Source organism: Dysgonomonas sp. UBA7710 (assembly GCF_002482385.1).
In the GTDB taxonomy this organism is placed as follows: domain Bacteria; phylum Bacteroidota; class Bacteroidia; order Bacteroidales; family Dysgonomonadaceae; genus Dysgonomonas.
In genome coordinates this window covers 20,957-41,260 of the sequence record NZ_DLFW01000019.1, presented here as the reverse complement: position 1 = coordinate 41,260, position 20,304 = coordinate 20,957, and the positions used below count along the sequence as shown (strand labels likewise).

Genomic DNA, 20,304 nt, shown 5'->3' with positions numbered 1-20,304 from the left:
ACTCTTTATCTTAAATAGTATCCACCTTCACTTATAACCTTATCTCCACGGTTGAGTCCATGAGTAATCACTATTCTCCCGTTTTTGGTCTCCTCGGTCCGGACCGGAGTGCGAACGAACATGTTCTCTCCTTTTTGGACAAAAACATAGTTCTCCTTATCGTTTTGGAGTAACGTTTTTCCGGGAACAGTTATGCAATTGGTGGGATTATCGAGAAAATGGACGGTCGTATACATTCCCAATTTGAGAAGTTGCTCTTTGTTATCGCAAACCGATAATACTTTTATTGATCTGGTTTCTTCGTCTACAGCCTCATCCACATGATAGACTACTCCTTTTATCGATTTTCCGGGGAAAGCAGAAATCTCAATATCCATATTATCGCCTTCGTGAATGAAGCGGATGTCTTTTTCCTTTACCTGTGCCACTACCCATACTTTGCTCAGGTCGGCTACAATGGCTACAGGCTCGCTATCGCTGTTGATATATTGCCCGGTGACGATGCTGTTTTTTATGACATTCCCGGAAATAGGTGAACGGATAATCAAGGCTTGCCCCAAGACCATATTATGAGGATTGGTTTGATAGACCTTAAGTGCGGCTATACTATTTTCATACTCTTTTTCGGCAATTGACAACACATTTTGTGCTTCTTCCAACTCTCTTTGCGAACCGACACCGTTTTTTATAAGGTCTTCCTTACGTTTTAGGTCTTTTTGGGCAAGGTCGCGTTCTGACTGAGCCTGATAAAAATCTTTTTGGGCAGAGGTGAAGTCTGGCGATATAATTTCAAACAAAGGAGTATTAACCTCAACTTGCTGTCCTAATCGTACATACAATTTCACAACTCTACCCGGGAAAGGTGGCGCAATGTATGCAAATTGGGTAGGAATGGCCTGTACGGTTCCGGAAGTGATGACCTCTTTGACAAACGGTTCTATAGCCACCTCTTCAATCTTGATTTTATCTGATAACAAGCCGCCTTGCAGATAAACGGTATCGCCTTTGAACGTGTATGCTTTTTCTGTTTGTTCAGTGGTCCGATGGGCGCATGCTGTCATGATTATGAACAATAGCAGCAAAATAGTAGTGTTTCTGACTTTCATAAATATTCATTTTTGTATTATTTCTTACGATCTTGACTCTATATCGCATGATTCCCATTTGACTGAACTGACTCCGTTTTCAAGGGTCAGGAAAGAAGCGATCTTCTCGATAGTCGTATCCTGTTTCGAAAGGCTGATAATATCCACTTCGATGATTGCCAGACCGGGAACTTCCGAATCATGGCTACTAAGAGAGCTTAGTAGTAGTCCGTTATTATTGGAGAGGTATTGTACGAACAAAACGCGAATATGATTTTCGACCGGTTCTTTGCAGCAGGCGACAAATTTATAATGGAACTCTTCGGCATCAGTACTTACAAATACTTTCGCTTTCATCAGTTTATTAGACAACGGGCGCATAAACAGATGGATGGCTATAATAAATGCTGCCCCAGTTATTGGTTCATAGATGTATCCAAGTCCACAAAAAGCCCCTATAGCAGCCGTACACCATAGGGTTGCAGCCGTATTGAGTCCCCTTATCGATGCACCGTCTTTTATAATGACGCCTGCACCCAGAAACCCGATACCGCTAATGATGTACGAAAGAACCCTTGCCTCAGCAGTCCCTCCTATTTTACAAGCCATTACCATGAATATAGCTGCTCCGAGAGCGACAAGCGCGTTGGTACGAAGCCCGGTAGCCCGTTGGCGCAACTGACGCTCAAGCCCTATGCATAAGCCTAAAACCAAGGCTAAACCTATGTTTAAAACGAAAGAAAGCATTGTTTTTGTTTTTTATCGTGTTATAACCATCTGTGATATTTGCGGATATACCAATTTTTAACAGTCTGGGTCAGTAAGCAATAACCCGAAAGGATACCTACTAGCCACGGGAAGTAACTCCACGGAAGAGGGACTAGGCCAATGGAAGCTCCCAATCTTGAGAACGGAATAATAATGCCTACGGCCATAACAGCCAGTGTGGTTGTCATTACAAGCCATGAAGCACGGCTTTGGATAAACGGAATCCTTCGGGTGCGGATCATGTGTACAATCAACGTTTGCGAAAGCAACCCTTCGATAAACCATCCGGACTGGAACAACGGAGCCATCTCCGGACAGTTCGCCCTGAAAACAAACCACATTACCAAATAGGTAACAATATCGAAAATAGAACTGATAGGTCCGATTCTAATCATAAAACGCCCAAGGTCGGAAGCATCCCACTTGCGTGGTTTCATCAGATACTCCTTATCCACCGTGTCGAACGGAATAGTCGTTTGTGAGATGTCGTACAATAGATTCTGAAGCAACAGATGCACGGGCAGCATCGGTAGAAATGGTAAAAATGCGCTGGCAATCATCACACTGAATACATTCCCGAAATTGGAACTGGCCGTCATCTTTATGTACTTCATAATGTTGCCGAATATTTTACGCCCTTCAAGTACCCCCTCTTCCAAAACCATCAAATCTTTTTCCAACAGAATGATATCGGCACTCTCTTTGGCTATATCAACAGCGGTATCTACTGAAATCCCGATATCAGCTTGACGAAGTGCCGAAGCGTCGTTTATACCATCACCAAGAAACCCGACAGTGTTTCCTTTCTCCTGCAACAGCGTTATTATACGTGTTTTTTGCATTGGAGTTAGTTTTGCGAAAACTTTTATTTTGCCGATCCTTGCGATCAAATCTTCGTCCGCCATGTCTTCAATCTCATGTCCCAGCAATGTGTATTCGGTATCGACTCCGACCTGACGGCAAATAGTTCTTACCACACCTTCGTTATCTCCTGAAAGTACTTTTACCTCAACACCGTGCTCGTGCAGTTGTCTGATAGCTCCGGCTGCCGATGCTTTGGGCGGGTCGAGAAAAGCCAAAAGCCCGATTAACACCATATCCGATTCATCGGCTATGCCAAAGCTGTGATCTTTTTCCACCCAGCTTTTTTGCGCAATAGCAAGTACACGTAAACCTTCCCTATTCAGGTTTGATGTGTCCGACATCACTGAAATACGTAAGGCCTTATCTATTTCTACCACTTTACCGTTGAACTCCATATGAGAGCAGATATTCAAAATTTCTTCAACTGCTCCTTTGGTGATGATTTGACATTTGCTCTTCTTATCCTCGACAACCACCGACATACGACGGCGGATGAAATCAAATGGTATTTCATCTATTTTGGAATATTCTTTTTCGAGATTATGAAATCCGAGTTCTTCGGTATGTGACAGGATAGCCTTATCCATCAGATTTTTTAGTCCGGTCTGAAAAAAACTATTAAAATAGGCATGCCGCAATACGCGGATATCTTCTTCGCCAGCCATATTCAGATAGCGCTCCAATACAATTTTATCATGGGTCAGTGTCCCGGTCTTATCAGTGCACAAAATATTCATCGCTCCAAAATTCTGAATGGCATTCAGATTCTTGACAATCGTTTTACGCTTCGACATTTTAACTGCCCCTTTGGCAAGGTTTGAAGTTACGATCATCGGCAACATTTCAGGAGTGAGTCCTACAGCAACCGAAACGGCGAAAATGAAAGCTTGCAACCAGTCGCCTTTTGTGATACCGTTGACTAAAAATACAAACGGAACCATAACCAACATAAAACGTATCAGCAGAACGCTAACCTTGTTTATACCCTTATCGAAGCTAGTTTGCGCACGCACGCCGACAATACATTTGGCTATAGTACCCATATATGTATTGTTTCCGGTAGTAACAACGATCGCTTTGGCTGAGCCACTGATAACATTTGAACCCATGAAGCAAATGTTACTGAGTTCGATTACGCTTCCTGTTTTCGGCGGTTGTTCGGTGAGGCCGGGTGTTTTTTCGACAGCATCGGACTCGCCTGTCAAAGAAGCTTGGCTAACAAAAAAGTCTTTTGCCTCTACTATACGAATATCAGCAGGAATCATATCTCCTGCCGAAAGAAATATAACATCACCCGGAACAAGCTCTGTGAAATTAATATCGAAGAACATTTCATGCCCGCACCTAAAGACTGACACTTTATTGTTTACCAGCTTTTGTAAGGCTTCGCTCGCACGTTTCGATTTCCATTCCTGTTGGAAACGCAGTAAACCGCTGATGGTAACCATCGATGTTATTATTATCACGGTCATCCATTCCCTATCCTCCGGCGATGCCAACAACACGTCAAGAATAATGGAAATCACAGCCAAAAACATCAGTATTCCGATAAAGGGATTGATGAAGGCTTTTATCAGCATAGCGAACCAACTGCTTCGCTTTTCGGATACAATTTCATTTTTACCGACTTTCTTCAGACGTTGCGCAGCTTCCGCCTGATACAAGCCTCTCTTACGGGATTCAAAATAGGTATAGATATGTTTACCGGATTGAGATGCAGCAAGGAATAGCCTTTCGCTGTCGAAGTTTAATCCCGCAGATTTTTTCTTTGTTTTATTCCAAAATTTCATCATAACCTAACTTTTTTTACCGTTTTCAGGCGCAAATGTAGAATGATGAAAAAGAAATAGCTATTAGGAAACCATTAGACTGCTATTAGAATATCATTAGAATCTTGTAACGGAATAGTCTAAATATGGGGTATTTCGACAACAAAAGTTGTTCCTTCTCCTCTAACGGAGTGAATAGTTAATGTACCCTTGTGTAGCAGGATTATTTTTTGAGTTAAGGCCAGACCTATACCTTGTCCTTTGATATGGGTAGTGTTCGAGCCTCTGTAAAAAGGCGTGAATATTTTTTCGATTTCGTCCGCAGAAATACCTATGCCTGTGTCGGAAAAGCGAACAATTGTATTTCTTCCATAGAACGATATCTGGACATCAGACGATTGGTCGTTTGAAAACTTACAGTTGTTTTCAATGAGATTTACAAATGCGGTTTTCAACAGATAGGCATTACCGCATACTGTTATAACCTTGTCGTCTTCGGCATCCTGATCGAAAATCAAATCAATAGAGTATTCTTTATTCGCTTTCAGAACTGTCTCGCGCGCATCCAGCAAGAGTTCGTCCATTCTCAACTCTTCGGTGGATATGCGGCTTATGTCATAGTTTGCCTTAGCCAGATCGAGTAACCCGGTTATTAGATGTTTTAGCTTTTCGGCATCGCTCAGTGCATTAACGATAACTGTACGGTATTCCTCTTCCGAACGATCTTCCCGAAGTTGCGCCACTTCCAATTCGGCGATCAGTGCTGCGAGCGGAGTGCGTAATTCATGCGCCACATTACTTACAAACATTTTCTGATTATCGAACGATTGCTCCAACCTGTCGAGCATTTGATTGAAAGTTTCCGCCAATTCATCCAATTCGTCATGCTCTTTTTTTACATACAGCCGTGTATTTAGATTCGATTCGCTGATGGCATCTACTTTTTCAACGATCCGGCTTACCGGACGTAAAGCCCCTCTAGCCAACAAATATCCTATCACTGCAATGATTCCCAATCCGACCCCCCACAGAATTATTAACAAAGTAGTCAGCCGTGTCAACTTTGCATAGCCGTAACCATCATAAGCTGCGGCAGTTATTACATAATCTACCCCTTTATAGGGATATGTCATTGCAATGCCCTGATATTTATCTTCGTAGAATTCAATCTCTTTCTTAGTTATTGCCGTTGTTATCAGTCCGGGAGCCTCTTTAATGATGTCTATTTCTTGTGCATCATGATATAACAACCGGAAGTCTGTTGTATATACTGCAACTTCTACTTCATCTATAAACTGCCGGTTGTTGTGATATATCGACTGCATCGTTTGTGCATCCACCTTATCACTCAAGAACAGATTCGCTTTTGTTACGGCCTCCCGGGTAAGATCGCGGAAAAACTCCTTTTCGCGGGTATGTTCGGAAAAAAGAAAAATAACCAGAACCACAGCTGAAAAGATCGCGGCAGTAACACAGGTATATCTCAACGTCAGTTTATGTCTGATTTTCATCTTCGGAATATAAGATAAAACCCATACCTGGCTTGGTCTGAATTAATTTCGAGCCAAAATTACGGTCTATTTTGTTACGCAGATAGTTTATATAAACATCTATAAAATTCGTTCCCGTATCGAAATGCGTGTTCCATACTTTCTCTGCAATTTCAGCTCGGGAAAGCACCCGTTCGGGATTGCGAACCATATAGACTAACAGATTAAATTCCTTCGGTGTCAATTTTATCTCCTGTTCCTCTCTGTATACAGTTTTAGTTAGTAAGTCAACCCTCAGGCTGGCGTAACTAAGCTCCTTTTCCTGTGGTGTTTCTGTCGTTGCTTTACGTTTAAGCAGGACCCTGATTCTTGCCTCTAATTCGCGTATATCGAATGGCTTGACCATATAGTCATCTGCTCCGGCATCGAATCCTTCCAATTTATCATCAGTCGAGCCAAGTGCTGTAAGCATGATTACAGGAGTGCTTTTATTCAGTTCCTTTATCTCTTTAACCAGTTCGAAGCCATTCATTCCTGGAAGTACAATATCAGAAATAACAAGATCATATTCACCGGAGCGGAATAATCTTATCCCCATCTCCGCATCATAGGCGACATAAACGACATACCCCATCTCCTCCAATCCACGACAGAGAAGGTCAGCCACACGTCGTTCATCCTCTATAATTAAAATTTTATTCATCTCGCAACTGATATATGTTACAAAAGTAAATTATTTAGAAGATATTACAAAGGGTTAGTCACGAAACGGGATATAAACGGATTCACATCAGAAATTATTTTCTCCCGCATTAACAAACAGGGTTACTTTTAATCCAGCTTTTCTATAAAAATAGTAACGGATGAAGTAGTCGCGGGAATGTTACCATTTGCAGCGATAGAATCGCTGGCATTAAGGGTTACCCGGTAAACCTCCCTTGTATTATGCAGTGTGATTATAAGATAAGCAAGATCCCTTTTACTTTGATTAAAGTTTGCGGGATTTTCAACACCATTTGAAGATATACTATTTAGTCGTGACCATGTGTTTGCTGGGTCATTATTCGGATTTTGTCCATAAGCCTCTAAATTTGCCGATCCTCCTCCCGACTTATGGAATACCCAGCTATAATGGGATTGTACTTTAGTCTTGATTTCCAAAAAGCCCGGACTTGTCGAACCATCATATCTTACTTGTAGGTTACCTAACTCTGCAACGGTATTTTTTGAATTAGCATTGATAGGGGAAACAATAGTCTTGGTGTATTGTATACTTTTGGAATTGGGTGAAATAATAGTACCCACAAAATCCCAGTCCCAGGTAGCATTTGCAGTTCCCGATTGACCGGGAAGCAGTCCGGTGGAAACCAGTCTGGCATAATTTCCCGGAGCCAGTGTTCTGGATGCCCGGTTTGGTTCGGTTCCGCCGAACCGAATGCTTTCTGTAGTGGTATTCGCCGTAGTGATAACCAATGTATCGGAGGTACTCACATTTTTGATATAATACGCTCTTCCTGAAAAATTTCCCGAACCACTGGCTGCCGCAGGAAGTGTAAATGTTGATTTTCCTGATCCTCCTGTAAAGGTGACATTACAATCATTATTACTAATTGTATATGAGCCAGTTTGAGTTATATATTTCGCAGCAACAGACCCATTTACCGTCAGGGTACTGGCGGGCGTTGCTGTGGCTATACCTATGTTACCCGTAGCAGTAGCACGCATCCTTTCGGTTCCATTGGTTCGTATGCTTAAATCCACGGCATCGGATGTCCCTATGTAATTCGTTGCGGGACTTGTTCCTGCATTTCCCAGCGTGGCCCACGAATAACCATTGGTCTGGTGAAGATTGAGCCACTCGTCGCCATCCCAAAAGTATAAGTCTTCCTGCAAACCGTTATTTGTAGCCAGGTTATACACTACAATCCCTTTGTGGATCGTCTTTTGTGTAGCATTAGCCGCATCGGTAGCGTTTAACAAGGGCATCAAAGAAGTCAGGCTGACCAGCCTGACACGCGGGAAAATAATACCTTTAGTACTTGTTACATCCCCGTTGGGAGCTTCATTTTCTTTCAAATCCAGAAGTGCCCCATTAGCCGGGGGATTTCCGCTGCCAATCGTCACTTGTCCCTGCATACTAATTACAAAGAAACTGTTTATTAGAAATAAAGAACAACACAATATTAGCCTGTATCGGCCGTTTTGACAAATTCTATGTGTCATATTTGTAAGTTTTGGTTAAAATAAAGATTTTATTAAGGGTATAATACGAATCAAATATTCGAGTGGCTATATTAATTACAATTCCAAAAAAATTAAATGTCCTTTTTAAGTATGATTATAAAGTATGGTTAATTATAAATTATGGTTAAATAACTATTATTTTGTTTTATAAAATATAACAAGTACTAAATAGATTTGTTTATAGCATATATAAAAACAGTTAATTATCACTGTTTTTATACTGACATATATTATATACCCCTGTTAATATTAAGGTTGGCAACTAAGAGCCTGTTTTATAGAACCTTTGGATATATATTATTAGAAATTGTTAAATCTGTGAATCAGTTATGTTCGTTAAAGGAGATTTCGATTATGGACCAATCGCTTACTTTGCATATAAATTGATTTGGGAGATAATCAGAATGGATATCCTATACCGAAATGCCAGGCCGTACGATTCAATCGGGGTCGAAAGAGTACAAAACGTTTCGACAGGTCTTCTACCGGATCATAAGCTCTTATCCCGAAATCGTTGCGAAGCAAGAGATAGCCGAGGTCGAGGCGGAGCCCGACGCCATATGCAACGGCAATTTCCTTATAGAATTTATTGAACCTGAACCGGCTTGCTTCTCCTTCATAATCCTGCGTCGTCCATACATTCCCGGCATCGATAAATTGGGCGAACTCAAGTAAGCTACTTATTTTCATTCTGTTTTCGATACTAAATTCCAACTTCATATTCCCCAGATGCTCCAGAAGATCAATCCTGTCATCATCAAAAATAAACGGATTATACGACCCCGGCCCCAGTGTGGAGGTACTCCATCCTCTGATACTGTAGGGCCCTCCGGCAAAGAAACGCTTCACGTAAGGAACTGTAGGCGAATTGCCATAAGGAAATGCCAAACCCAACATGACATGGTATGCCAATGTATGTTTCTTTGAGAAACGGAAGGTCGGCGCGTAATCAGCGCTAACCTTTACATACTCGGCATAGTCAACACCCATTATAGTTTTTGCCCACTCCTCATCCTTCGTCCAGCCTAAGGTATTCGCCAGCCGTGGGAGCAACCCTCCTACCTCGACCGATCCCCGGAGGGTATATGTCGGTGCCAGATGAGAAAAGTTACGGTCGTTAGCTAATGTCAATGTGTAAGCTGTGCGTGAGATCAGTTCATCCCGGTAGCTTGCAGCCAGCATTGAATTGCCAGAACTGAGGTAAATGCTGTCAAATTGCTCTGACACCCATGGCATATGTACATAAGTTATGTCGATTAGTTCCAATTTACTACGAAGCCTGTCCTTGTATGTCGACCAGTCATAAGCAAGCGTCATATTAAAGAACTGCCGATTGTATTCATGTCTGTGTTGATTCCTTAGCCCGATAGAAATACTACTGCTTGCCGACGGATGTTCGCGCCAACTCTCTCTCAGCCATGGAAATAGAAACATCGGAAAAGAAAGACCTGATTCAATCCCATATTCAAAATAACTTCGGCTCAGAAGATCACGATTCCTGCCTCCGGCAATAAATTCATAGGCGCCTTTTAGCTTTATACTGAATTGTTCTCCTCCGTTAAAAAAGTTCTGATGTAGGTATGTTAAATCCGGAGCAATCCCAAAATCCCCTACAGCATTTGTGCCGGTAAGCCCGGCTTTAATCTTGTGCATATCCGCCGGCAGTAATGTAATAGTAGCATCGAGTGTAGAACTGTCTTTCAGGGATGGCGAAAGCTCGATATTCGTCAGCTTTACAGCGTTCATTTTATTATACGCATCATATGTTTTACTCAACACATTATCAGAAAAATAGGCTCCCTTTTTTATATGAGTATTGCGGATAACAGTTGAATTTCGCAGAAAATTATCTTTTCCCCGTATGATCCTTATACCATTTATGTCGGTGGTATCGGCCTCTGTATCAGACGGACTCTCTCCGGAAATCACGGTGATACCATCTATTTTGTAACGCCTGTGCGGCCGACCGTTTTTTAAGGGATAAACATCCATAAACAAATCTACTTCATGCGAGTTGAGCGTTGTGTCGGCTTTGAAGAACAAATATTCTTTCGAGAAGCCGAAATACCCTGCATTACGCATTGTGTTGCCTGTTTGGAGCCGCTCCCGTTCCATCATATCCAGATCGAACATATCTCCTTTTTCCAATAAGGGTTCTACCGGGTTCCGATTTATAATTCCGGTCATAGCGGTATCACTGAAAGTATAGGTATAATTCCGTATACGATAAGGAATACCTCCCTTCAGATTATAGGTGACAGATATTTTTCTCCCTTTTATTTTAAGGGTTGTATCTACTTCTGCATTCAGATATCCCTGATTATTCAGCTGCCTTTTAAGCTGATCCATAGACATGGCCGTCTGCCTGTTACTAAATATCACGGGGGGATACCCGATTTTCAGGAGAGCCCGGTCCAGCCATTTGGCCGTATCCTGTCCGGCCATGCTGTATATACCGAGGCGGACTTTTTCCAGTAATAAAAAACCGGAATTAGGTTGCTGCCAGACAAAATCCTTTAAGTAAGACGTCGAATTTTCCGTATCATGCCTGATATTAAAATCATCCAGCAGGTAACTACCTTCCGGAATATTTTTAGTCGTATTACACGCAGAAAGTACAAGAAATAGTATTATCCGTACGATTTTCCACTGTGTATTCTTCCAAATTCTACTTTTCATGGGCAATAAAATGTAATCTAACCGGGCTTCGCAATTATTATCATCTATTCGAAAACTTTCCACCGAAACTTTGGCATAGCCTACAATAGAAATCAAAAAAAAGATATCAGCTTAAGCCCCGCAGATAAAGAACTTATAGGTAAGCGCCCTTTATCCAAAAGTCTGTTGTCTATATCTTCGTAATATTTCGAGACAGATGTTTCGATCTTCGGGTTAGCGTACTTGTAATCCATATACAGGGCTAAACCCAAAGTAGGCGCGACCATTCCGGTAAGGGAAACTCCCCCGCCTATCATCCATGAACTGCCTACCGTATATTCCATAAAAGGAATATCGATTTCTGATATTACGCCGTCTATATTCCGGTCGGCCTTGATGTTCATATTACCCCCGATACCTGTTCCGAAACCCGCAAGTATTTTACCTTGCAATATAAGTTTAGCACCTAAAGCTTTCGAGTAATATCCTCCGATCATCAGAGAGGTAAAACCCAGCGATTGAACATCCATACGCGTATTGGTTATATCTTCCGGCAAATCTTCCTGGTCAAAAAGGTCGATAACTTCCTGTTCGAACGGCATATGCATAAAGCCCAGTTCTCCGCCAATCCCCCATTTTTTATTAAAAAAGTATGCTCCTTCCATGGCTCCTTCCAGACCTAATTTATCAAACGACTTTAATCCGTCCAGATAAAAGGCGTTTCCTAATTTTATAGATAAGAACGAATGTTTTTCCAATTCTTTGTTCACATCGAAAGGAGAGAAGAAGTCCCCTTTGTTTTTATAGAAACTATCGATTATCAGATAGCTCAATTCCGTGGATAAAATACCAATACCGGCTCCGGCCAGAATATCCGAGAGCCAGTGGCGGTTATTCAGGCTCCGGCTTATACCCGTATAAGTAGCCATTGAATATCCTAAAACACTATACAGCGGATTTTCCTGTCCATACTCTTTATGCATGAACGTCGCGTTCATAAAAGCTGTTGCGGTGTGCCCGGAAGGAAAGGAATTCCTCGTCGTCCCATCGGGACGCATAACTCTGGCAGAGTATTTCACCCCATTGACCAGCCCTCCCATGACAGCCATTCCCCCACCCCAGTTCAGGACAGATCGCCCAAGTTTATTGCGTCCTTTAACCCCGGATAATTTTAAGGCAAAAACCGTAGCCGCAGGGACATATTGCGTATAGTTGTCAAGCGTACTCCGAAAACCGGGAGTATAGCGGTTCCTGATAGCTCTTACACTTTCATCCGATTTCCAGGAAATGGCAGACAGCCCCAGAAGAACAGAGGGCGCAATGGTGCGTTTCCAAAATACATCCTTATATTTCAGATCCAAACAAACAGAATCTTTTACATTAGTAATCGTAGTCAGGCCGTTCAGGTCTATGCCGGGCAAAATTACCCGCATATTAGCATCAGCTGTGTCATCCGGATTATCTTCTTGCCCTAAGCCGGGTATAGAAATATTTACACATGGAACTCCCATGGCCACAGTTACTTGAGCATTTATACCCGTAGTAAAGATTAGAACCGCGTAAGCGGCAGCTGATAGCCGCCGCTTCGCCTTCTGTAGTTTTGATTTCTGCGTCATTATCGGTTTATTCAATTTACAAATCAGGTAAAGAAATCAGACTTGTCTGCTGACAGACATATTCCTTTTTTATATATCGAGTGTAAGGTATATTTAATAATCTCCGGATTCTATTGAGGCACTTTTGCCAGTACATACATATTGGCAAGTTCACCTTCTATCGGCTTGCCTTCCATATCGAGCTGTATCAGTTTGTTTTCTCCGACTTTATAGTGAGGAGGGATGTCCTTACTATCCAGCGTGATTATGCTTCCATTATCATCCCAGATAAACTTTCCCGTATAAATAGCAGGTGCGCCTTTCCTGTCTATATATGTATATTTTACCTTATATGTCTCATCCTGATTCAGTGTAATCAGAACTCTGATACCCGGACAATCGGCACAAGGGATCTTTCCGGTATAGTCTCCGTCCCAGTCCAAACTGTTTCTGGAGTTATGCTCTTTATCCTGTTCGATCTTGTTAAGGATATACCTGACGGCCAGTTCGCCCTCTATCGGCTTACCTTCCATATCGAGTTGCGTCAGTGTATTTTCACCTACTTTAAAGTAATGGGGCATGGTTTTGTCGCTGAATATTACAGTGCTTCCGTCCTCGTTCCATGTGAATGTCCCTCTAAATGGTTCTACTTTGTTTTCCTTACCGATATAATAATAATGCATTACATAGGTATTATCTTCGTTCAGAGTCACCGAAACTTCAATGCCTTCACAGTCGGCGCACGGAATAGTCCCTATATAGAGACCCTCCCAATCCAGGCTGTTTTCGGGATTATGAATATCGGCAACATCGTCCTGTTCAGACTTTCCCTTTTGTTTGCATGCCTCAAATAGTAAGAATAACGATGCAGCTATGACTGCAATAAAAATAAATCTTTTCATATATAAAATATTTAAAAGTAAGTCTTTCACAAACATCCATTTATTGCGAAAGCGAATCCGGTAATCATTCCGGTATTATTTATAATTTATATTGTATATAAAAGTAACCTGTCAATTTTGTAGAATTTTTGAATTTTTCCATATTATTCATTGATCTGACAAATTTTATTTATCCGGTACTGTCTCACTTTGGCCACACAGGTCGGGATAAAGTTTTTTCCATTTGGCGAGGGTATTCCTGCTGAGTCCGTACTTGTTGGCAAGCTCATTATTATTCAACATATTGTTCTGTTGGTATAAAAGGATTTGTTGTATACTTTCCTTGTCATAGGCCCGGTGCTTCTTATCAATAGACAAACCGGTTCTCGTCTTTGAACCGAAAAGTAGTTCATTGACTTGTATAACATCCAGCGCCGTCCAGTTTTCTTTTTGCAGATAACCGGAGCAATCCGGCATTTTGTCGGGATATTTATCCCGGATAAGGTCGGCATACAACTTATGATAAAAAGGCCTGTTATCCATAGTATCAGCTTATTTTATTTTTGTCTGTATTCTCATTCGGCGGAGTATCGTCCATCTTTTCATCTTCCGGCTTCCCGTATTTATGTATCCAGCGAAGAACAGTAGTGGAAGGGATATTGTATTCTGTCTTTATTTGTTTATATGTCTTTTTCCCGTTTACAACCAACTCTACTAAATAATAGATTACCTCCTCCGTGTAGATATTCTTCTTAAAATCAGGCAAGCTGCTTTTTACTTTCTTTTTACGCTTGGTTATATTGGTATCCTGAGGCGAATACAGGATCAGATGCTGGGAATAGATACGGAAGAAATCGTATTTGAGCAACTTGCTCCAGCGAAGCAGTGTATCACAATCCAAAGACTTCCGGGTGTACATTTGCTCCAGTTCCTCTTCGTCTACTTTCAGGAAGGCGGCAGCACGTTCAACATCTATGCCGCATTCCTCCATATACCGGTGGATCAGCTTACCCACATGGATATTTTTTAAATTTTCATGCATATATCGTTATTTTTAATCTGTATTAATACACAGGTCCACCCTTACAGACATCGTAACTAATGTGACATTAATTATTATCGTTTACTTAATCCGTACTGTCTTACCTTTTAAGAAAATTTATTTTTCCAATGGCCTTAGTCACCCTAAAACTACCCGGATCATTGACGCCCAGATCTCTTAGTTCACTTTGAGACAAATTGCTGCATCTGTTCGTATAATCCTTCTCAAATGTCATCACATCACTTGCGACCGAAACTTTCATTGTCTCTTTGTCTCTTTCCCCCTCAGTTATAAAGGTCAAAAACCCGTTCGCATAGGTATATGTAGCTGTTAACGGCTTTTCGTCCTTATAAGAACTCCGGAATGTGCCGTTCGTGCTGAATTCGTACCAAAAGCCTATATACTCGTCTACTCCTTCTCTCGCGACATAAGATTTTATTATCGCGTCATTAGCCGCGCTGTTGGTCTTTATTTCCCCGGCTGCGACGTCTCTGTAGTACCATGTACCCACAAGAGAATCCGAATCGTCATCATCATTCTTGCAAGAATTAAAGGCTGGGAGTAACGACAATGCGACTAGCGAGATAAATAAAAATTTCATTTTCGTTTTCATTTTCATTTTTGTAAATCTAATTATTGTTAAAGGATTACTCTATAATAAATTATATTTCACACAAGAATACAGGTCAATTTTGTAGTTTTTTTGAATTTCTTTAATAAAGATATAAAAGAAAGAATTTTTAACTTTTGATTGTATCATTTTCTCCGGATACATTTATTACGGAAAATTCGCCGGAATATTAAATAACATACTAATACACAAATTTTTACAAAAAAAAGACAACAAAGTTTATATTAAATAAGATTAGATGTGTTCTATTATCCGCATTTAATGTGAACCGATATTTGGAAATTTTATCTATATGGGTAGAGGGTGTGTCAAAAGTAATTTTTACTTTCATTTTGTCATGTTGAACGGAGTGAAACATCTCGTGTCTGGAGGGTCGGGATTCTTCATTGCATTCAGAAACAGCGTTCGGCAGAGCGAAGCGGAGCCAATGACAAAGAGGGTAATAATTTGATAGTGCAATTTGGCTTTTGACACACCCTCTATTAGTTCTTTGAAAAATTGAACAGGCCCCTGCGGGCAGTTACAGGTTACAAGATACTTTATTTGTTTCACGCGAAGACGCTGAGGCGCAAAGTTTACATCTTACAAGTTGTTGACTGATAACTGTAAAAGCTGTTACTTTTGTTACTTTTTGGGGAAGTTACGAGTAGACAAGACACGAGATACAAGTTGTTAACTGATGACTGCTAACTGTTGACTGTAAATAGTGTAACCTTTGTTACCTTTTTGGAGAAAGATACGGGATACAGGCTGTTAACTACTCTCTGACGAGATGCTTCGTTTCTCTCAGCATGACAAACCACGAAACTGTTGACTGTTGACTGAAACATCTGTTAAATCACGAGAAAATATCAGCCATTGATCCGTGTTATCCATAAATCAAAACAGAATCGAACAACGGAGTATTAAGAAAGTAACCCTTGCCTGCGGGCCAGATTAATCGCTTCTGCCAGATTCTGTACTTTCATTTTTCGCAAAATCTTCTGTCTGTGGCCGTTTACTGTATGAATACTGATAAATAGTTTTTCCGATATTTCTTTGCTGAGCATCCCTTCTCCAGCCATTTTCAGTATTTCAAGTTCACGGTTCGATAATGAATTACTGATAGTATTCTCATGGGCAGGGAACGGGAATGAGACAATCTCCCCCGTTTTACTGTTAATCAGCCGGATACTGAAGGGCTGATTCGAGTTCTGGTTGGGGGAAAGATCCACAACACCCATTACTACCGGCGTATTGTCGGAACTGATACCTAACAACCAGTGCTGGCTGACTATGCGTGTCCACACCCCCTTATGTAAAGCCCTAAGTTCACAGATATATTTATAGTGCAGCCGTTCTTTATCCGATAATGTGGTATAAAGAAACTCAATAATCTTATCCTGTGCTTCCATGAAAGCCGCTATATCATCCGAATGAAGATGCCGGACGAGAAACTCCCTTGATTGTCTTATTTTCAGTGACGAAGGATTATAGCCCCAAAATTTACTGAAGTTTGGCGACATATATAAAAAGGTATTATTCTTCCTTTCCAGTACATAGACACAGCTATTATTCATTCTGACCATGAACTCGATAAACAGCCTGTTTCGCTCAAAGATAGTCTCTACATCTACCGTTCTGTAACTAGTTATATCAGGTTTGAATTTGGCTAAAGGGAAACCGGAACTTTCGTTTGACTCAAAGGAAACAATATCTCCTGTTTTGAAATTAACCAACTTGTAGTTGACTGCCTGATCCAGTGCCTGGTTCGGCGAAGGATCTACGATTCCCAATGTGATGGGCCTGTTGTCGAAGCTGATACCCAATAGCTGGCGCTGGTCGGTTACCCTCCTCCATTCGCCCTTGTACAACACCCTGAACTCGAAGATATGCTTATAATCCATCTGCTCCTTGTACGGCAGACTGGCCACGAAGCCGATAAATTGATCTTGGATATCGATAAGTTCCAACAGATCGTCAGGATGTATGTATCTGGTGATGAATTCCAAAGGCTGCTTTTTCTTTAACTCCGACGGGTCACACTTGAGATAGTCACTGAAATTCGGCGACAGATATAGATAAGTAGACGTGTTCCGGTCCAATACCCAGACCAAGCTATTATTTACTTGTGAAAGAAATTCGACATAGGTTCTGTTCTTTTCAAGAATATCGTCTACGCTTTCCAGTTTAAAATCATCCATATATAAAAACAGTGATAATTAACTATTGACAGGTTACGGCCATTTATCTTACCTTTGTCAATAAATAAGATTAAAAAAGCGGATTCTCTATATAATTGTTAGTTTTAATTGTCTTTCCGGATTCGAATTCATAATACAAATATTTTTTCAGGACAAAAAATACTAAGAATTCAAATCACTTTACAAAAGTATTCACATTTTATGAAAAAAAACATCATTTTTTACACATTTTTTTTTGGAATTATTTTAAACACAAACTCACAAGTTACCATAGGAATGGGCGAAGCACCCATCCCGGGAGTATTACTGCAACTCAAGGAAAACAGTGTTACCGATGATGGTCCCAATTCTACAAAAGGACTTGGACTTCCAAGGGTTTCGCTAACTCACAAAGGTGACCTTCGTCCGATGTTTTCATCGAATACAACCTCCGAACAGAAGCTGACACATACAGGATTAGTCGTTTATAATACCAACACGGCAGTAGCCATGGATGATAATAGTTTTATGTTCAAAAAAGGACTATATGTGTGGTCAGGAGCCGGATGGGAGACACTTGACCCATCCGTAGCGGGAGGAAGCCGGTGGGCAGTGACAGCGGAAAGAGCGACCCAGCCGCTCACCGATGATCATAAAGACCCTATTTACAGGCCGGGAAGCGTAACTATCGGCAAAGATGACGTCAATACTTCCGATGCCATACTCAATATAGCAGCTACAGACAAAGGAGTTTTACTTCCCAGAGTCGCGCTTACTTCGCCGACGGACAAAACAACCATTCCCAATCCCAGTACCGGATTACTAGTGTACAATACCGGAACAGGGACTCTCAAAACCAATGGCTATATGTACTGGAGCGGAACGGAGTGGAACCTTATCAGTTACCTACCTTCCGTAGCGCCTCAAATTTCGACCGTATATTGCGAGAGGGCAGAATTAAACCCCTCTTACTTCTACGATAATAACAAAACGGCGGCCAATCAAGCCGAATATACGGGGATATTGAAAGTCCCTTATGATGGAGGTAACGGCGGTTGGTACAATAAGGGTACCTCATTTAGTATAAATGGTCTGACCTTAGTACTACAGAGTGGTCAATTGAGTAATGGTGTCGGCGAACTGGTATTTTCCGTAAAAGGGAAACCTTCGTCCAACTCATTTTACTGTCCGATAGATCCTCTGACTGTATATTTCTATAACAAAACTTGTACTGCCACAATTGAAAGCGAACGTAATGCCGAAATCCGCAGCATCGCCACGATGGGATCGCTGGAATATACCTCCGAAAACAGCACGCCGGGATATGGCAGGACACTGACCTCTCCCGACCGTAAGTTTTCGGTGAGGGTATTTGTTCCGAGTGGGACAACTTTTAATAACGCTGATATACAGATCAGAAACAACCTGGGCCAATCCGTTGATATTATGTGGAGTTCGACTTATTCATGGGAAAGCGGGGCAAACGGAGCTTCGGCCAACTCGTTGGTATTACCCGCCCACCAATGGGCCGGAAACGGAAGCGGTAAATCCGGTGACAATACGGTGCTCGTAAGCAATAATAAGGATGCCTCTTGGGGTGACCCGGATGTTTACGCTTTCAATAAACCGGAACAACGCTCGTTTATGTGGACCTCTAAAAACACCAATGACAAAGTTTTCTATCACATGGTCTTTATGATGGGGGCACAGGATCTTGGAGAGGCGAATGCCTCCCGTGCCGCTAGCACTAAAGCTTTTTTAAAAATCGACCAGATTCGGGCCTTAGATTAATAATACGGTATATGGCAGTACGCTGGTCGTGCTTTTTATTATTTCTAAAATAATATAATAGATGCATATTGAAAATTATTCCAATCAGAACTAAAAGATAGCATTTATATGATTGAAAAATAAATGAATGATTCGTACAACTTATTATTTGCGGAAGATGGTGATAATTACATTCATAATTTCTATAAAAATCGGTATTGACATTCATCCTACTAATATAGAATTTCATCTATACTCTTTCTACATTGATTATATATTAAAAAATAATAAGATAGTAAGCAATGAAAATACTGGTTATTGAAAAAGAAAGGGACCTTTCCCAGAATATAGTAAAATATCTGTCTTCGGACGACTATTTATGTGAGCAGGCTTTTGATATAGATAGCGCTTTAGAAAAAATTGCCTTGTATTATTATGATTGTATTCTTTTAGATCTGAATCTGCCCGGCGGAAACGGTTTTGAGATCCTGAAAACAATAAAACAAAACAATGGCAATAGCGGGATAATCATTATTTCAGCATGGAATTCACCGGATGATAAAATAAATGGGCTTAAGATCGGTGCGGATGATTATTTGGCAAAGCCGTTTTCACTTTCCGAACTGAGCATCCGCATTTATGCCTTGTTAAGGAGACTGCAATTCCAGCACCATAATGTACTGAAATCAAATAATATCGAGATTAATCTTTTATTAAAAACAGTCATTGTAGATAAGCAGCCTGTAAACCTGACCAAGACGGAATACGATCTGTTGTTATTCCTGATAGGGAATAAAAACAGGGTAGTCTCAAAGGACACGATAGCCGAATATTTATTGGGAGAAACGGCAGATATCTTGGATAACCATAATTTCGTATATGCCCATATCAAAAACCTAAAATCAAAATTAATGAATGCCAACGATGCAAAATACATAAAGACAGTATATAAAATAGGATATAAATGGGAAGAATGAAAAGTCTCCGGAGGAAATATTTAAAGCCTTTTCTTATCTATATAACGACCTAAAATTATACTTATGTTTTAAAATTAATATTTACATATGAGTATGGGATCATTTTTATTTATAGGTAGCTTTAGTTTGTCAGAATTTCTGATTCTGTTATTTGGATATAGTTGCAGTATGGCTCCGGTTATCTTTGTTGTTATTCGCAGATATCTAATTAAGAAAAGAGATAAAGAGAGGGAGAGGGAATCTCAATCGATATAATACCTGATAATAATTACACAGATTACTTAAATAATCATATTTAAGTAAATAATAAAGAAAAAAGCTAATGAGTATGTTAAAAGACAAATTACAAATCTTATTACACATCTGTA

Annotated in this window: 15 protein-coding genes; 2 read left to right on the top strand and 13 right to left on the bottom strand. The window is 40.7% G+C overall.

Annotation, left to right across the window (positions count from 1 at the left end; genetic code table 11):
- Positions 1–5 precede the first annotated feature (5 nt).
- From B3317_RS06020 to B3317_RS05960, 13 genes are all read right to left on the bottom strand, one after another.
- A complete protein-coding gene (locus B3317_RS06020; RefSeq protein ID WP_414647458.1) occupies positions 6–1,112 on the bottom strand; it encodes an efflux RND transporter periplasmic adaptor subunit in 1,107 nt (368 codons plus the stop codon).
- 18 nt (positions 1,113–1,130) lie between these two features.
- On the bottom strand, positions 1,131–1,832 hold the full coding sequence (locus B3317_RS06015) for an MgtC/SapB family protein (RefSeq protein ID WP_291109612.1): 702 nt from the start codon (positions 1,830–1,832) through the stop codon (positions 1,131–1,133).
- 20 nt (positions 1,833–1,852) lie between these two features.
- Entirely contained in the window at positions 1,853–4,507 is a 2,655-nt protein-coding gene (mgtA, locus tag B3317_RS06010; RefSeq protein ID WP_291109632.1) for a magnesium-translocating P-type ATPase, read from the bottom strand.
- Positions 4,508–4,626: 119 nt separating this feature from the next.
- Positions 4,627–5,997: a HAMP domain-containing sensor histidine kinase gene (locus B3317_RS06005; RefSeq protein WP_291109610.1), complete on the bottom strand. Its 1,371-nt coding sequence runs from the start codon at positions 5,995–5,997 to the stop codon at positions 4,627–4,629.
- A complete protein-coding gene (locus B3317_RS06000) occupies positions 5,981–6,679 on the bottom strand; it encodes a response regulator transcription factor (RefSeq protein WP_291109608.1) in 699 nt (232 codons plus the stop codon). Before B3317_RS06000 ends, B3317_RS06005 begins: the two co-directional genes overlap by 17 nt.
- 128 nt (positions 6,680–6,807) lie before the next feature.
- The gene (locus B3317_RS05995) at positions 6,808–8,199 is read right to left on the bottom strand and encodes a hypothetical protein (protein WP_291109606.1); all 1,392 of its coding nucleotides are present in this window, start codon (positions 8,197–8,199) and stop codon (positions 6,808–6,810) included.
- A gap of 420 nt (positions 8,200–8,619) precedes the next feature.
- Positions 8,620–10,899: a BamA/TamA family outer membrane protein gene (locus tag B3317_RS05990; RefSeq protein WP_291109604.1), complete on the bottom strand. Its 2,280-nt coding sequence runs from the start codon at positions 10,897–10,899 to the stop codon at positions 8,620–8,622.
- 92 nt (positions 10,900–10,991) lie between these two features.
- Positions 10,992–12,494, bottom strand: coding sequence for a phosphatase PAP2 family protein (locus B3317_RS05985; protein ID WP_291109602.1), 1,503 nt, complete (start codon positions 12,492–12,494; stop codon positions 10,992–10,994).
- 110 nt (positions 12,495–12,604) lie between these two features.
- Positions 12,605–13,375 (bottom strand): copper resistance protein NlpE, encoded by a 771-nt coding sequence (locus tag B3317_RS05980; RefSeq protein WP_291109600.1) that lies wholly within the window; start codon positions 13,373–13,375, stop codon positions 12,605–12,607.
- 165 nt (positions 13,376–13,540) lie between these two features.
- Positions 13,541–13,897 (bottom strand): hypothetical protein, encoded by a 357-nt coding sequence (locus B3317_RS05975; protein ID WP_291109598.1) that lies wholly within the window; start codon positions 13,895–13,897, stop codon positions 13,541–13,543.
- A 4-nt stretch (positions 13,898–13,901) separates the two neighbouring features.
- Positions 13,902–14,396 (bottom strand): hypothetical protein, encoded by a 495-nt coding sequence (locus B3317_RS05970; RefSeq protein ID WP_291109596.1) that lies wholly within the window; start codon positions 14,394–14,396, stop codon positions 13,902–13,904.
- Between the two features lie 100 nt (positions 14,397–14,496).
- Positions 14,497–14,997: a hypothetical protein gene (locus tag B3317_RS05965; protein WP_291109594.1), complete on the bottom strand. Its 501-nt coding sequence runs from the start codon at positions 14,995–14,997 to the stop codon at positions 14,497–14,499.
- Positions 14,998–15,932: 935 nt separating this feature from the next.
- Positions 15,933–17,210 (bottom strand): LuxR C-terminal-related transcriptional regulator, encoded by a 1,278-nt coding sequence (locus B3317_RS05960; RefSeq protein ID WP_291109592.1) that lies wholly within the window; start codon positions 17,208–17,210, stop codon positions 15,933–15,935.
- A 276-nt stretch (positions 17,211–17,486) separates the two neighbouring features.
- On the opposite strand from B3317_RS05960, the gene B3317_RS05955 reads away from it, so the two are divergent.
- Both B3317_RS05955 and B3317_RS05950 read left to right on the top strand, forming a co-directional pair.
- Complete coding sequence (locus tag B3317_RS05955) at positions 17,487–18,980, top strand: hypothetical protein (RefSeq protein WP_291109590.1); 1,494 nt, start codon at positions 17,487–17,489, stop codon at positions 18,978–18,980.
- A gap of 281 nt (positions 18,981–19,261) precedes the next feature.
- On the top strand, positions 19,262–19,936 hold the full coding sequence (locus tag B3317_RS05950) for a response regulator transcription factor (protein WP_291109588.1): 675 nt from the start codon (positions 19,262–19,264) through the stop codon (positions 19,934–19,936).
- The last annotated feature ends 368 nt before the right edge of the window (positions 19,937–20,304 follow it).

Excerpts from the sequence above, each read along its gene's own strand:
- B3317_RS05975 (WP_291109598.1), bottom strand. The coding sequence starts at position 13,897 with ATGGATAACAGGCCTTTTTATCATAAGTTGTATGCCGACCTTATCCGG.
- B3317_RS05960 (WP_291109592.1), bottom strand. The coding sequence starts at position 17,210 with ATGGATGATTTTAAACTGGAAAGCGTAGACGATATTCTTGAAAAGAAC.
- B3317_RS05970 (WP_291109596.1), bottom strand. The coding sequence starts at position 14,396 with ATGCATGAAAATTTAAAAAATATCCATGTGGGTAAGCTGATCCACCGG.
- B3317_RS05995 (WP_291109606.1), bottom strand. The coding sequence starts at position 8,199 with ATGACACATAGAATTTGTCAAAACGGCCGATACAGGCTAATATTGTGT.
- B3317_RS05950 (WP_291109588.1), top strand. The coding sequence starts at position 19,262 with ATGAAAATACTGGTTATTGAAAAAGAAAGGGACCTTTCCCAGAATATA.
- B3317_RS05965 (WP_291109594.1), bottom strand. The coding sequence starts at position 14,997 with ATGAAATTTTTATTTATCTCGCTAGTCGCATTGTCGTTACTCCCAGCC.
- B3317_RS06015 (WP_291109612.1), bottom strand. The coding sequence starts at position 1,832 with ATGCTTTCTTTCGTTTTAAACATAGGTTTAGCCTTGGTTTTAGGCTTA.
- B3317_RS05985 (WP_291109602.1), bottom strand. The coding sequence starts at position 12,494 with ATGACGCAGAAATCAAAACTACAGAAGGCGAAGCGGCGGCTATCAGCT.
- B3317_RS06000 (WP_291109608.1), bottom strand. The coding sequence starts at position 6,679 with ATGAATAAAATTTTAATTATAGAGGATGAACGACGTGTGGCTGACCTT.
- B3317_RS05980 (WP_291109600.1), bottom strand. The coding sequence starts at position 13,375 with ATGAAAAGATTTATTTTTATTGCAGTCATAGCTGCATCGTTATTCTTA.
- mgtA (WP_291109632.1), bottom strand. The coding sequence starts at position 4,507 with ATGAAATTTTGGAATAAAACAAAGAAAAAATCTGCGGGATTAAACTTC.
- B3317_RS06005 (WP_291109610.1), bottom strand. The coding sequence starts at position 5,997 with ATGAAAATCAGACATAAACTGACGTTGAGATATACCTGTGTTACTGCC.
- B3317_RS05955 (WP_291109590.1), top strand. The coding sequence starts at position 17,487 with ATGGGCGAAGCACCCATCCCGGGAGTATTACTGCAACTCAAGGAAAAC.
- B3317_RS05990 (WP_291109604.1), bottom strand. The coding sequence starts at position 10,899 with ATGAAAAGTAGAATTTGGAAGAATACACAGTGGAAAATCGTACGGATA.